Origin of the sequence: Naumannella cuiyingiana, assembly GCF_013408305.1 — a bacterium.
GTDB lineage: Bacteria > Actinomycetota > Actinomycetes > Propionibacteriales > Propionibacteriaceae > Naumannella > Naumannella cuiyingiana.
Genome location: NZ_JACBZS010000001.1, coordinates 518,439 through 531,709, shown reverse-complemented (window position 1 = coordinate 531,709; position 13,271 = coordinate 518,439). Strand labels below are relative to the sequence as shown.

Annotated in this window: 11 protein-coding genes; 4 read left to right on the top strand and 7 right to left on the bottom strand. The window is 71.8% G+C overall.

Annotation, left to right across the window (positions count from 1 at the left end):
- Window positions 1-131: 131 nt before the first annotated feature.
- A complete protein-coding gene (locus tag GGQ54_RS02320; protein WP_179443922.1) occupies window positions 132-1,100 on the bottom strand; it encodes a cupin domain-containing protein in 969 nt (322 codons plus the stop codon).
- 82 nt (window positions 1,101-1,182) lie between these two features.
- Between GGQ54_RS02320 and GGQ54_RS02315 the strand changes: the two genes are divergently transcribed.
- Window positions 1,183-2,007, top strand: coding sequence for an NmrA family NAD(P)-binding protein (locus GGQ54_RS02315; protein ID WP_179443921.1), 825 nt, complete (start codon window positions 1,183-1,185; stop codon window positions 2,005-2,007).
- A gap of 9 nt (window positions 2,008-2,016) precedes the next feature.
- On the opposite strand, the gene GGQ54_RS02310 is transcribed toward GGQ54_RS02315, so the two are convergent.
- Window positions 2,017-2,754 (bottom strand): YceI family protein, encoded by a 738-nt coding sequence (locus tag GGQ54_RS02310; protein WP_179443920.1) that lies wholly within the window; start codon window positions 2,752-2,754, stop codon window positions 2,017-2,019.
- Window positions 2,755-2,871: 117 nt separating this feature from the next.
- Between GGQ54_RS02310 and GGQ54_RS02305 the strand changes: the two genes are divergently transcribed.
- Window positions 2,872-3,897: a PHP domain-containing protein gene (locus GGQ54_RS02305; RefSeq protein WP_179443919.1), complete on the top strand. Its 1,026-nt coding sequence runs from the start codon at window positions 2,872-2,874 to the stop codon at window positions 3,895-3,897.
- Window positions 3,898-4,001: 104 nt separating this feature from the next.
- On the opposite strand, the gene GGQ54_RS02300 is transcribed toward GGQ54_RS02305, so the two are convergent.
- From GGQ54_RS02300 to GGQ54_RS02290, 3 genes are read right to left on the bottom strand one after another with little or no spacing between them, the layout of a single operon-like run.
- Complete coding sequence (locus GGQ54_RS02300) at window positions 4,002-4,928, bottom strand: SRPBCC family protein (RefSeq protein WP_179443918.1); 927 nt, start codon at window positions 4,926-4,928, stop codon at window positions 4,002-4,004.
- Window positions 4,925-5,203 carry a hypothetical protein gene (locus GGQ54_RS02295; RefSeq protein WP_179443917.1) on the bottom strand — a complete coding sequence of 93 codons (279 nt, stop codon included), beginning with the start codon at window positions 5,201-5,203 and terminating at the stop codon, window positions 4,925-4,927. Before GGQ54_RS02295 ends, GGQ54_RS02300 begins: the two co-directional genes overlap by 4 nt.
- Window positions 5,204-5,234: 31 nt before the next feature.
- Complete coding sequence (locus tag GGQ54_RS02290) at window positions 5,235-6,041, bottom strand: aminotransferase class IV family protein (RefSeq protein ID WP_179443916.1); 807 nt, start codon at window positions 6,039-6,041, stop codon at window positions 5,235-5,237.
- 25 nt (window positions 6,042-6,066) lie between these two features.
- On the opposite strand from GGQ54_RS02290, the gene GGQ54_RS02285 reads away from it, so the two are divergent.
- Together GGQ54_RS02285 and GGQ54_RS02280 are read left to right on the top strand one after the other, a co-directional pair.
- Window positions 6,067-6,435 (top strand): MerR family transcriptional regulator, encoded by a 369-nt coding sequence (locus tag GGQ54_RS02285; RefSeq protein ID WP_218843625.1) that lies wholly within the window; start codon window positions 6,067-6,069, stop codon window positions 6,433-6,435.
- A 55-nt stretch (window positions 6,436-6,490) separates the two neighbouring features.
- Window positions 6,491-8,614, top strand: coding sequence for a heavy metal translocating P-type ATPase (locus tag GGQ54_RS02280; RefSeq protein ID WP_179443915.1), 2,124 nt, complete (start codon window positions 6,491-6,493; stop codon window positions 8,612-8,614).
- Here the strand turns inward: GGQ54_RS02280 and pabB are convergent.
- Together pabB and aceE are read right to left on the bottom strand one after the other, a co-directional pair.
- On the bottom strand, window positions 8,538-10,367 hold the full coding sequence (gene pabB / locus GGQ54_RS02275) for an aminodeoxychorismate synthase component I (RefSeq protein ID WP_179443914.1): 1,830 nt from the start codon (window positions 10,365-10,367) through the stop codon (window positions 8,538-8,540). The genes GGQ54_RS02280 and pabB overlap by 77 nt on opposite strands.
- On the bottom strand, window positions 10,339-13,101 hold the full coding sequence (aceE, locus tag GGQ54_RS02270) for a pyruvate dehydrogenase (acetyl-transferring), homodimeric type (protein ID WP_179443913.1): 2,763 nt from the start codon (window positions 13,099-13,101) through the stop codon (window positions 10,339-10,341). Before aceE ends, pabB begins: the two co-directional genes overlap by 29 nt.
- Between the last annotated feature and the right edge of the window lie 170 nt (window positions 13,102-13,271).

Here is a 13,271-nt window from a genome sequence, read left to right as displayed (position 1 = left end):
CTTGCCCCTGACCCCGCGGAGGGGTAGTAATGACGGGCACCGCATCCGAAGGGAACTGACGCCGATGCCGCTGGAACTGACCGTGCTGCTCCTCGGGGCCGTCGCGCTGGCCGTGGTCGCCGTGGCGCTGTTCAACCGCCCGCGGCCGAAGTCGCGCCGCGTCCGCGTGGATCGCTGAGCGCCCGGAACTGCCGGGGGCTCATCCCCTTCACCCGCTTGAATGCCGCGCTCAGCGCGAACGCCGAGGCGTACCCGACCTCGTGGGCGATCCGCTCCAGCGTGTGCTCGCCCTCGATCAGCAGGTCTGCCGCGAGCCCGATCCGCCAGCCCGTCAGGTAGCCCATCGGCGGTTCGCCGACGGCGTCGGTGAACCGGCGGGCGAGCACCGCCCGGGAGACGCCGACGTGGCGGGCGAGCGACTCGACCGTCCACGGGTACGCCGGGTTGTGGTGCAGCGCCGCCAGCGCACCACGCGCCACGGGATCGTCGGCCGCACCCGCCCACGCCGGAGCGTCGGGGAAACCGCGCGACCATGCCCGGACGGCGCCGAGCAGCAGCAGGTCCAGCAGGCGGTCGACCACCACATCCTGTCCCGCCGACGTCGTCGCCAGCTCGCGGTGCAACAACTCGGGTATCGGCCAGTCGAACTCGTGCCCGGCGACCAGCAGGCAGCGCGGCAGCGCCTCGACCAGCCGGGCGCCGACCTCGTTGCTGCGGGCATAGGTCGCGGTGACGAACTCGGTCGACCCGTCCGCGTCGGTGCCCCAGGTGCGGACACCGAGCGCCAGCAGGTCGCGGACCAGCGTCCCGTCCGGGGCATAACAGCCACCGTCGGCGCGGATCTCGGCCAACAGCGGCGCGGCGGCATCGTCATAGGCGTGGTACGGGTCGGGCCCGCGCAGCAGGAGCACCTCGCCCGGCTCTGCCCGGGCCGTTTGGCCGTCGTCGAAACGCACCTCGAGCGCGCCGCGCACCGGCACCAGCAGGCACAGCGCCGAGCCGTCGTCGATCCGGAGCCGCCAGCCCGCCGAGAGGCACACGCGCAGCGCGAAGGCGCGTTGGGCGCGGGGGCCGGTGAGCAGTGCTCCGGTGCTGTCCACGCCGGCAGTCTAGGACGATCGCGAATGTTTTGGCGCGACGAGAGCATGTTCTCTCTCGCCATGCCGCGGTGGGATAGGCCGCATGAATACGACACACGTCAATCCGGATGCCCGCCCGATCGCCATCACCTGCCCCCGCGGCAAGACCTCCCGACACGTCATCGACGCCCTCGCCGAGCGCGGCGTACCCACCCGGCCGGTCGGCCGCTCCGAGGCCATCACGTTCGACTGGAACGCGCCGGAGACCTGGACCCCCGCGCTGCAGGGGGCGCGGGCCGCGTACCTCGTCTACCAGCCCGATCTCGCCATGCCGGGCGCCGCGGAGGCGATCGCCTCGCTGGCGGCGCTCGCCCGCGACGCCGGGCTCGACCACCTCGTCCTGCTGTCCGGCCGCAACGAGCCGGGCGCCCAGGAAGCCGAGCGGGCCCTGCAGAGCAGCGGGGTCGACGCGACCGTGGTCACCGCCTCCTGGTTCGCCCAGAACTTCACCGAGGGGCTGTTCGCGCCGTTCATCGCGGCGGGCGAACTGCCGTTGCCGGCCGATGACTGCCCAGAACCGTTCACCGACACCCGCGACATCGCCGAGGTGGTGGTCGCCGCGCTCACCGATCCCGCTCACCGCGGGCGGCGCTACGAGGTGAGCGGGTCGCGCGCCTACACCTTCGCGGAGGCGGCGGCCCTGCTGGCGGAGACCTCCGGGCGCCCGGTCGAGCTGCGCCGGGTCGAGCCGGAGGAATTCGTCGCACGGCTGGCCGGTATCGGGATCGGCGCGGACGATGCGCGCGGCATCACCGAACTGTTCGCCGAGATCCTCGACGGCCGCAACTCCACGCCGGTCGAGGGTGTGCGCGAGGCGCTCGGCCGGCCGGCCCGGGACCTGCGGGCGGTGCTCGCCGACAATCGGTGAGCCGGGCGGTCAGCGGCCGAGGTTGACCAGGAACTCCACCTGACCGGTCGGCTCGACGGTGACGAAGCCCAGGTTCGGCGGCTCGATGCCGTAGTCGCGGACGTCGACGTCGACCGTGCCGGACACCGCCACGGCCTCGCCGTCGCGGGTGAGTTCGAACGTTCCGGTCGCGGGCCGGGTCTGCCCCGCCAGCGTGAGCTCGCCGCTGACCTCGGTCGCGCCGGAGCCGCCGGAGACGAACGCGGCCGGCAGGTCGACCGGCTCGGTGACCTCGAAGGTGGCGGTCGGGAACTCGTCGGCGCGCAGCGCCGTATCGCGGAAGTAGGAGTCGCGCCGCGAACTGTCCGTGGCGATGCTCGCGACGTCGACCTCGATCGTCGCCGCGGTGAGCCGGTCGCCGGCGACGGTGGCGGTCCCGCTGACCGAGTCGGTACGCCCGACCACGGTGACGTCGTTGCCGTTCAGCACCTCCTCGATCCGGTAGCCCGCCTCCGAGCCCGGACCGACACGCCACTCGCCGGCCAGGTCGTCGCCCGGAGCCGACGGGCCGGTCGTGGGAGGCGCGGTGGCCGGCCCGGCGGTGGGGGCCTGCAGCGGCGGCGGGGCGGCGGAGTTGCGTGACTCGGCGTACCAGCGCGGCCCGAGGATCGCCGCGGCCACGGCGAGCGCCGCGACGATGCCGGCGATGATCACCACCGTCCGAAGGCGCGCGCTCCGGGGAGCCTGTGGGGTTGTCGGGTCGGTCACGGTGGGCCTCCTCGGCAGAGTGCGCGGTCGATCGACGGCACATGATTGAAATTGCAACTGCCTGCTCAACGACGCGCGCCGCGGTTCGGTTCCGGATCGCGGCCGTACCCTGTGCGCGTGGATCCCGTCGTCGCCCTGCGTGAGATCGGCTTCTGGCTGGAGCGGTCGCGCGCCGACACCTATCGCGTGCAGGCCTACCGGAAGGCAGCCGACGCGGTCGCCGCGCTGAGCGGCGCCGAGCGTGCCCGCCGCGAGCGCGACGCAAGCTGGGGCGAGGTCGCCGGCATCGGGCCGAAGACGGCAACAGTGATCAAGGAGGCGGTCGCCGGGGGCGTACCCGACTATCTCGCCGGGCTGCGCGAGGCCGGCGCCACACCGCTCGCCGACGGCGGCGAGTTGATCAAGGACCTGCGCGGCGATCTGCACACGCACACGACCTGGTCCGATGGGGGATCGCCGCTGGAGGAGATGGTCGAGGTGGCGCGCGGGCTGGGCCTGACCTATCTCGCGATCACCGATCACTCGCCGCGGCTGAAGGTTGCGCGCGGGCTGACCGCGAAACGACTGACCGAGCAGATCGGTGTGATCGATTCGATCAATGCCGAGTTGGCGGGGGAGTTCCGGGTGCTGCGGGGGATCGAGGTCGACATCCTCGACGACGGCGACCTTGATCAGGATCGCGGACTGCTGGACCGGCTCGACGTGGTGGTGTCGTCGGTGCATTCCAAGCTGCGGATGGATTCGGAGTCGATGACGCACCGGATGGTTGGCGCGATCGCCAACCCGCGTACCAACATCCTCGGCCACTGCACGGGGCGCCTGATCGAGGGCGCGCGCGGCACGCGACCGGAATCGGTCTTCGATGCCGAGGTGGTCTTCGCCGCCTGCGCCCGGTTCGACGTCGCGGTCGAGATCAACTCCCGCCCGGAGCGCCGCGACCCGCCGGACCGCCTGCTGGAGCTCGCCCGCGATTCTGGATGTCTGTTCTCGATCGACACCGATGCGCACGCGCCCGGGCAGCTCGACTTCCGCGTCTACGGGGCCGAGCGCGCGGTCGCCGCCGGCATCGAGCCCGACCGGATCGTCGACACCTGGCCGGTGGATCGGCTGCTGGAGTGGGGCGGCGCGAAGAAGCAGCGGTGACCGGTCGGGGGCGGGGTCAGGGGCGCTCGACCACGGGCACCTCGTCGTAGGTGCTCGCGGTCGATCGAGGCGCGTGGGCCGCGGAGCCGCTCGGCGAGCGCCGGTCAGCCGCGCGGATGGCGGCTCGCCGTGGCCTGGTTCAGCGCCTGGGCGAGCATGCCTAGCTGGTTGCCCAGGAAGTGAGGTGCCCACCGCCGCGCCAGTCGCTGCAGCCAGTTCCGGGGTGGGGACAGCCGGCGGGCGATCCGTATCCGCGTACCCCCCGGCACTTCGGTCAGCGCCAGGTCGAGCCGGCTCCGACCGTCCGGGCGCGTCTCCAGCCAACTGACCCTGGCGCGCCCGCTCTCGGGCGGGACGGCGGTCACGAGCCGGTGCGTGATCGTGGCGGTACGCCCGCCGCCGCGCACCGTCTGGCGCAATGTGCCGTCCTCCGCGGCGACGGTGTCGTCGAGTGATCCGTCCCAGTCGAGCCGGGCGGCCGGCTCGGCCAGCAGCGGCCAGATGTCGCCGAGTGTTGCGGTGATCAACTTCTCGACCGCGATCTCCCCGTTGCGCGACGGGTGGTCCCCGGTGTCGTGGGTAGCGGCCAGTTCGGCACGGATCGCGGCGGGGTCGGCACCGGCCCATTCGAGGTACTCGCGGACGCGGGGATCGTCCAGGGCGGCGCCCAGGAAGTCACGATCATCGCGGCCGCCGATCCGCAGTGCCTTGGCGAGCGTTCTGGTCGACGGTGCGAAGTTCCAGTCGCCGCGGCGCACGAGTTCGAGTTGCTGTGTCGGGCTGAGCTCACGCTCCGGCGGCGCCGGCGGGGCGATGCCGATGTCGATCAGCTCGTCGCGCTCCAGTTCGCGGCTGGCGGCACGCAGTTGCGCCAGGCCGACCCCGTGGCGGGCGAGCAGGGCCGCCGACGGGCCGCCGGCGCTGACCAGCCCCAGCAGCAGATGATCGACATCGATCGTCTGCTGCCGCGCGCGGACCGCCTCCATGATCGCGCCGGTCAGGATGAGTTGGGTGTCTGAGACGGAGGTCATCGCGTTGGCCTTTCTGGTCGGGAGCCGCCACGTCGGCGTTTGTCGGGGTCGGTCAGGTCGGGGTGCACGCGTTTGGCGTACCTCTTGTGGGCGGCCTGCTTGGTCACCCCGAGCTCGGTTGCGATCTCGGCCCAGCTCAACCCCGCCGCGAGGGCCGCCTCGACCTGGGCGAGCTCCCAGGCGTCGGTCGCGCGACGCAGCGCGTGGATCGCGCGCAGCCCGCGGCGCGGGTCGCCCAGGTCGTTCGCCTCCGTGATCAGATCCGCCATCGCCATGCGTCAACCGTAGTTGACGACACGCAATGTGTCAATCAAAGTTGACGGCTGGTTCCGTGGCGTAGGCCCGGTGCAACAGCGCCGAGAACGCCCGCCCGTCGGCCAGGCGCCGGTCGCCGATCCGATCCAGGGCGATGCCGGGCGACCAGGAGTTGATCACCACACCGGAGAGCCGCGGATCGAGGTCGGCCGGTCGGATGTCGCGCGTTTCCTGGGGTACGCCGAGGGCGGCGAGGCGCCGCCGCAGGATCTGCATGGTGACCCCGGGCAGCACGGCGGCGTCCGGCCAGATCACCGAGCTGCCGTCGCTGAAAGCCAGGTTCCAGATGGTCGCCTCCGACAGTCGGCCATCGCGGTCGAGGAAGGCGGCGTCGTCGAAACCGCGAGCCACGGCCCGGCGCAGATATCGCGTCTTGGCCACCTCGCCCGTGTGCTTGATCTCGGGGAGATGCCGCTCGTGTGCGACCGCGTCGAGTGCCAGCGGGCCGGCCGGCGGTTGGGCAGGATCGGTGACCCTGACCAGGACGTCGAGGTCGGGCGCGACGTCCGGCGCCGTGAACTCGCCCGGTCGGCCCGTCACGAAGCAGGTGAGCGAGCTGTCGCGCGGTCCGCGGCGTACCGCATCGGCGAGCAGCGTCCGCAGCTCGGCGTCGGCGAGGTGGTGGCCGAACATCTCGTCGCTGGCGCTCCGCAGCCGCTCCAGGTGCAGGTCGAGCCCGCGAGCGGCGCGATCGCGTACCTGCATCGCGGTGAAGTGGGTGTATCCGGCGAAGGCCAACGGGGCGAGCTGTTCGGCGGTGGGGGTTCTACCGTTGAGGTAGGTCAGTGCGATAGGCATGGCCCGAAGCTAGGAGTTGACACCAGTGGCAGGGGCAAGTGCGGGGCGGTCGCTGCGGGTCGGGGAACTGGCCGAGCGGACCGGGGTGAGTGCGCGGCTGCTGCGGCACTACGAGAACAGCGGGATCCTGCCGGCTCGACGTTCCTCGGCCGGCCAGCGATTGTTCGACGCGGGCGCAGTGGAGCGGGTCCGCCGGATCCGCGAGCTGTTGGCGGCCGGGCTGCCGGTGCGGGTGATCCGCGAGCTGGTCGACTGCATCCACGAGCCGGGGCGCCTGGAGCCGTGCGCTGTACCGGTGCTCGTCGCGCACCTGCGCGAGCACGATGCGCGGATCGCCGAGCTGGAAGGTACGCGAACCTCGCTGCAGGGCCTGATCGACGCCTCGGCACCCTGACGGGCGCGCATCGACCAGTCTTGTCCAGATACCCCTAGGGGGTATAGTGTGAGACATGACCGAACACCAGCACCAGCCGGAAGAATCCATGCCGATGGCCGGCCACACCGGGCATGCGGGCCACGGCGAAGGCCATACCGGGCACGCGGGTCACGGCGGGCACGGCGACCACGCGGCCCAGTTCCGGCGACTGTTCTGGGTGATGCTGGCACTGTCGATCCCGACGGTGGCCGCCAGCCCGATGTTCGCGATGCTGCTCGGCTACCCGTTGCCCGACTGGCCCTGGCTGCGCTGGCTCTCGCCGGTCCTCGGCACGGTGATGTACCTCTGGGGCGGCCGGCCCTTCCTGACCGGCGCCGTCTCCGAACTGCGCGCCCGGCGCCCCGGCATGATGCTGCTCATCGCCCTCGCGATCACGGTCGCGTTCCTGGCCTCCTGGGGCGCCACGCTCGGCCTGCTCGACCACCAGCTCGACTTCTGGTGGGAGCTGGCGCTGCTGATCGTGATCATGCTGCTCGGGCACTGGCTGGAGATGCGCTCGCTGGCCCGGACCAGCTCCGCCCTGGACAGCCTGGCCGCGCTGCTGCCCGACACCGCCGAGCGGATCGACGCGGACGGCAGCACCAACCAGGTCGACCCGAGCCTGCTGGCCGTCGGCGATCTCGTGCTGGTCCGGCCGGGCGGCCGTCTGCCGGCCGACGGTGAGGTCAGCGACGGCGAGGCCAGCGTGGACGAGTCCATGATCACCGGAGAGTCGCGCCCGGTCCGGCGCGGCATCGGCGACCCGGTCGTCGCCGGCACGGTCGCCACCGACTCCGCCCTACGGGTCACGGTCACCGCGACCGGCGACCGGACGGCGCTCGCCGGGATCCGCAAGCTGGTCGCCGACGCGCAGAGCTCCACCACCCGTGCGCAGCGCCTCGCCGACCGCGCCGCCGCGTGGCTGTTCTGGTTCGCGCTGATCGCCGCTGTGATCACCGTGATCGTCTGGTCGGCGCTCGGGATGCCGGACCAGGCCGTCGTCCGCGCGATCACCGTGCTGGTGATCGCCTGCCCCCACGCGCTCGGTCTGGCGATCCCGTTGGTCGTCTCGATCTCCACCGAGAAGGCGGCCCGCAACGGCATCCTGATCTCGGACCGGTTGGCGCTGGAATCCATGCGCACGGTCGATGTGGTGCTCTTCGACAAGACCGGTACGCTCACCCGCGGTGAGCCCGTCCTGGTCGGCGCCCGGCCCGCACCCGGCACCGACGAAGATCAACTTCTCGCCCTCGCCGCTGCCGCCGAGGCCGACAGCGAGCACCCGCTGGCCCGCGCGATCGTCACCGCGGCAGCCGAACGCGGCCTGTCCGTGCCGCATGCTCGCGACTTCACCGCCTCGCCCGCCCTCGGCGTCACCGCCACCGTCGACGACCGGACGGTCGCCGTCGGCGGGCCGGCGATGCTGGCCAGCGCCGGTGCCGATCCGCTGGAAACCTCCGGTGAACCGGGTTTCGGGCCGGCCGCCACGGTCCTGTCCGTCCTCGTCGACGGCCAGGTGATCGGCGCGCTGGCCCTCGCCGACGCGATCCGCGCCGAGTCGCGCGAGGCGGTCGCCGGCCTGCGCGAGCGGGGCATCGAGGTCGTGATGATCACCGGCGACGCCCGATCGGTGGCCGACGCCGTCGGCGCACAGCTCGGCATCGACCGCGTCCACGCGCAGGTGCGTCCCGAGGACAAGGCCCGAGTCGTCGGCGAGCTGCAGGCCGAGGGCAAGCGGGTCGCCATGGTCGGCGACGGCGTCAACGACGCACCCGCCCTGGCCCGGGCCGATGTCGGCATCGCCATCGGCGCCGGGACCGACGTGGCCGTCGCCTCGGCCGGTGTGATCCTGGCCAGCGACGACCCGCGCGGTGTGTTGTCGGTGATCACGCTGTCCGATGCGGCGTACCGCAAGATGAAGCAGAACCTGTGGTGGGCTGCCGGCTACAACCTGATCTCCGTGCCGCTGGCCGCGGGCGTCCTCGCACCGATCGGCTTCGTGCTGCCGATGGCGGTCGGCGCCGTGCTGATGTCGCTGTCCACGATCATCGTCGCGCTGAATGCGCAGACCCTGCGGCGGCTCAACCTGTCTCCCGAGGCGGTCGCCCCGACCCTCGCGGCGACAGCTCTGCCGGCCGCCAGCCGCGCAGGGAGTTGATCAGCGCGAGCCCGGCGGCCGACCCGAGCCGGTCGGCGGGGATCGACCGCTCGACCAGGATGCCGGCGTCGAGCAGCCGGGCGCGTTCGATCCCGGGCAGGCAGCCGTCGGTCGTCGGCGGGGTGCACCACTTCCCGTCGATCAGCGCGACGACGTTCGCCGTAGTCGCCTCGGTGATCATGCCGGCGCGGTTCACCAGCAACACCTCGTCGGCGCCCGGGTGGGCGGCCCGGGCTCGCTCGTGGACCTCGCGGTTGGTCGTCTTGTGGTGCAGCCACGGGTTGTCCGGATCGACCGGTTCGGCCCGGTGCACGGCAAGCGCCAGCGGTCGCGCGGGCGGGTCCGGCGGGGGAGCGAGGCGCACCGCCGCCGTTCCGTCGCGGGCGAGCTCCAGGCGTACCCGTGCGCGGTCGACCCCGGCCAACGCGGCGGCCACCGCGCGCTCGACCCGGTCACGGTCGAAGGCGAACCCGAAATGGTCGGCCGAGGCCGCCAGCCGGGCCAGGTGCGCGGACAGATTCACCGCGGTGGGTACGCCGTCGCGCTCGGCCACCCCGAATGTCTCCAGCAGCGCGAACGGCGCCACCGGCTGGCCGAGCACCCGTGCCTTCGCCGCGAGCTCTGCCCATTCCGCGGCCGGCTCGGAATCCCAGGTGATGGCGCCGCCGACGCCGTAGCTGGCGGCACCCTGCGCGTCGAGCACGACCGTGCGGATCGCGACGTTGAACTCCGCTCGCACCGGTGCGCCCGGCGGTGCGACGTAACCGATGGCGCCGCAGTAGAGGCCGCGGCCGCGCCCCTCCAGCTCGGTCAGCAGCTTCGCCGTGCTGATCTTCGGAGCGCCCGTGATCGAGCCGCAGGGGAAGAGTGCGGCGAAGATCTCGGCCAGCCCCACGCCCGGTGCGGGGACGGCGCGGATGTCGGAGACGAGCTGCCAGACCGACGGATAGCGCTCCGCGCGCAGCAGCTCGCTCACCGCGACCGTGCCCGTGCGCGCGATCCGGCCGAGGTCGTTGCGCAGCAGGTCGACGATCATCACGTTCTCGGCGCGCTCCTTGGCGCTGGCCAGCAACCGTTCGCGGGCGACGGCGTCCGCGGCAACCGACACCCCGCGCGGGGCCGTGCCCTTCATCGGGCTGCACAGCAGCTCGTCGGCGCTCCAGCGGAAGAAGCGTTCGGGGCTGGCGCTCGCGACGACCCGGTCGCCGACCCGCAGCAGCGCGTGGAAGGAACCGTGCTGCGCGCTCGCCAGTTGGCGGTAGAACGCGGCCGGATCGCCCGGGACGTGTCCGCGCAGGGTGGTCGTCAGGTTCGCCTGGTAGGTGTCGCCGCGCGCGATCGCCGACCGGATCGCGGCCACCCGGTCGCGATGCTCGGCGGCCGACCACGCCGGATGCCAGGGACCGATCGGGCCGGGCCCCTCGGCAGGGAGGCCGGACAGCGCCGGCGCCACCCGCGGCGGATCGGTGATCATGAACCACGCCAGAGGCAGTCCGTCCGCCGCCGACGGCGCCCGCGGGACCGGCAGGAAGGCGGCCGCCGCGTCGTAGCCGACGAATCCCGCCGCCCACGCGCCGGCCGCGGTGGCCCGCTCCACCTGTCGCAGCACCGGGCCGACCTGGTCGATCCGGACGGCCGACAGCTCGGCGCGCGGAGCGCCGAAGATCAGCGCCCGGTCGGCGACGAGGTCGTCGAAGCGGGCGGAGCCCCGACACCGCCCGGGCTCAGGCGTCGCCGCCCTCCTGGGCGACATCGGCAACCGCGGTCGGATCCCCCAACTGGTAGGTGTCGTAGGCCTTCGCCGCGGTGTCGTGATCGAACTGGCCGTCGGCCGCCAGGGCCTGCAGCGTACCCACCACGATCGACGGGGCGTCGGTGTTGAAGTACCGGCGCGCGGCCGCCCGGGTGTCGGCGAAGCCGAACCCGTCGGTGCCGAGCGAGTGGTAGCGGTTCGGCACCCACGGCTGGATCTGGTCCTGCACCTCGCGCATGTAGTCGCTGACCGCGATCACCGGGCCCTCGGCGCCCTCCAGCGCCCTGGTCACGAACGGCACCCGCGGCTCCTCGGTGCCGTGCGCCCGGTTCCACTCGTCGGCCTCGACGGCATCGCGCCGCAACTCGTTCCACGAGGTCACCGACCACACCGTGGCGGCGACGCCATGATCGTCGGCGAGGATCTGCTGCGCCTTCAGCGCATCCGGCATCGACACTCCCGACGCCAGGATCTGCGCCTTCGGCCGATCCTCGGCGCCGTCCGGCGCATCGGCGTACCGGTAGATGCCCTTGAGCAGCGCCGCCACGTCCAGACCCTCGGGCTCGCCCGGCTGCGGCACCGGCTCGTTGTAGACGGTCAGGTAGTAGATGACGTTCTCCCCGCCGGGGTGCTCGTCGGAGCCGTAGTCATACATCCGGCGCAGGCCGTCGCGGACGATGTGGGCCACCTCGTAGGCGAATGCCGGGTCGTAGTGCACGATCGCCGGATTCGACGCGGCCAGCAGCGGGGAGTGCCCGTCCGCGTGCTGCAACCCCTCACCGGTCAGCGTGGTACGCCCGGCGGTGGCCCCGATCAGGAAGCCGCGGCCCAACTGGTCGGCCATCGCCCAGATCGAGTCGCCGGTGCGCTGGAAGCCGAACATCGAGTAGAAGATGTAGACCGGGATCATCGGCTCGCCGTGCGTGGCATATGCCGTGCCGGCGGCGGTGGTCGAGCCCATCGCGCCGGCCTCGGAGATGCCTTCGTGCAGCAACTGCCCCTGCGCGGACTCCTTCCACGACAACAGCAGCTTGCGGTCGACCGAGTCGTAGTTCTGCCCGTGCGGGGAGTAGATCTTGGCCGTCGGGAACATCGAGTCCATGCCGAAGGTGCGGAACTCGTCGGGCGCGATCGGCACGATCCGCTTGCCGATCTCCGGGTCCTTCATCAGGTCGCGGAGCAGCCGGACGAAGGCCTGGGTCGTGGCGACCTTGTTGTCGCCCGCCGACGCGAGCAGCGGGGCATAGGCCTTGTCGCCCGGCAGGGTGATCGACTTCGGCTTCGCCCGTCGCTCGGGCAGGAAACCGCCGAGCGCCTTGCGTCGCTCGAGCATGTAGGAGATCTCGTCGGAATCGGCGCCCGGGTGGTAATAGGGCGGGTTGTAGGGGTCCTCCAGCGCGCTGTCGGGGATGTCGAGATACAGCCGGTCCCGGAAGCTCTTCAGATCCTTGCTGGTCAGCTTCTTCATCTGGTGGGTCGCGTTGCGGCCCTCCAGCGCCTCGATGGTCCAGCCCTTGATCGTCTGCGCCAGGATCACCGTCGGCTGGCCGACGTGTTCGGTCGCCGCCTTGAAGGCCGCATAGACCTTGCGGTAGTCGTGACCGCCGCGCGGCAGCTTGGTCAGGTCGTCGTCGGAGAGGTCGGCGACCATCTTGGCCAGCCGGGGATCGTCGAAGAAGTTCTTGCGGATGAAGTCACCCGACTCGACCGAATAGGTCTGGAACTGGCCGTCCGGCGTGGTGTTCATCTTGTTCACCAGGACGCCGTCGGAATCCTTGGCCAGGAGCGGATCCCAGCCGCGGCCCCAGAGCACCTTGATCACGTTCCAGCCCGCGCCGAGGAAGGTCGACTCCAGTTCCTGGATGATCTTGCCGTTGCCACGCACCGGTCCGTCGAGCTGCTGCAGGTTGCAGTTGATCACCCAGGTGAGGTTGTCCAGGCCCTCCCGGGCCGCCACCCCGATCGCGCCCAGCGACTCCGGTTCGGCCATCTCGCCGTCGCCGAGGAAGGCCCACACCCGCTGCTGGGAGGTGTCGGTGATGCCGCGGTTGTGCAGGTAGCGGTTGAACCGCGCCTGGTAGATCGAGTTGATCCCGGTCAGGCCCATCGAGACCGTCGGGAACTCCCAGAAGTTCGGCATCAGCCGCGGGTGCGGGTAGGACGACAACCCGTTGCCGGGGCCGTGGCTCACCTCCTGGCGGAACGCGTCGAGCTTGGCATCGTCCAGGCGGCCCTCCAGATAGGCGCGGGCATAGATGCCGGGCGAGGCGTGACCCTGGAGGTAGACCTGGTCCCCGCCGCCGGGATGGTCCTTGCCGCGGAAGAAGTGGTTGAAGCCGACCTCGTAGAGGCTGGCCGCGCTCTGGTAGGTGGCGATGTGCCCGCCGACCTCCAGGCCCTTGCGGTTCGCCTTCGACACCATGACCGCGGCGTTCCAGCGGATGTAGGCGCGGATCCGGCGCTCGACGTGCTCGTCGCCGGGGAACCACGGTTCCTTCTCCGGCGGGATGGTGTTGATGTAGTCGGAGCTGCGCAGGGCGGGCAGGCCGATCCGGTTCTCCCGGGCGTGCTCCAGCAGCTTCAACATGATGAACCGGGCGCGATGTTCACCCGATTCGGCGAGCAGGCCGTCGAGCGAATCCAGCCATTCCCGCGTCTCCTCGGGATCGATGTCCGGCAACTGGCTTGCCGTGCCCTCGGCGGTGATCGCGGGGCGGTCTCCGGGCCTTGCCATGGTGCTCCTTCACACGTGCCTGCTAGTGGCGCCGCCGTGCGGCGTGCCGACCCGCCCGGGGTGGGGGTGGCCGGTCTTGTTTCATTCTGGCACCGACGCGCCGCCGTGCCGAACCGCGTGCGGTGCCGACGGCACCGACCCGGGCGTCGAGCCCGGCGAACCCGGGGTAG

What these genes read in the sequence shown, in the direction of transcription:
- GGQ54_RS02300 (WP_179443918.1), bottom strand. Translation starts at nt 4,928, where the DNA reads ATGACCTCCGTCTCAGACACCCAACTCATCCTGACCGGCGCGATCATG.
- GGQ54_RS02280 (WP_179443915.1), top strand. Translation starts at nt 6,491, where the DNA reads ATGACCGAACACCAGCACCAGCCGGAAGAATCCATGCCGATGGCCGGC.
- aceE (WP_179443913.1), bottom strand. Translation starts at nt 13,101, where the DNA reads ATGGCAAGGCCCGGAGACCGCCCCGCGATCACCGCCGAGGGCACGGCA.
- GGQ54_RS02315 (WP_179443921.1), top strand. Translation starts at nt 1,183, where the DNA reads ATGAATACGACACACGTCAATCCGGATGCCCGCCCGATCGCCATCACC.
- pabB (WP_179443914.1), bottom strand. Translation starts at nt 10,367, where the DNA reads ATGTCGCCCAGGAGGGCGGCGACGCCTGAGCCCGGGCGGTGTCGGGGC.
- GGQ54_RS02290 (WP_179443916.1), bottom strand. Translation starts at nt 6,041, where the DNA reads ATGCCTATCGCACTGACCTACCTCAACGGTAGAACCCCCACCGCCGAA.
- GGQ54_RS02295 (WP_179443917.1), bottom strand. Translation starts at nt 5,203, where the DNA reads ATGGCGATGGCGGATCTGATCACGGAGGCGAACGACCTGGGCGACCCG.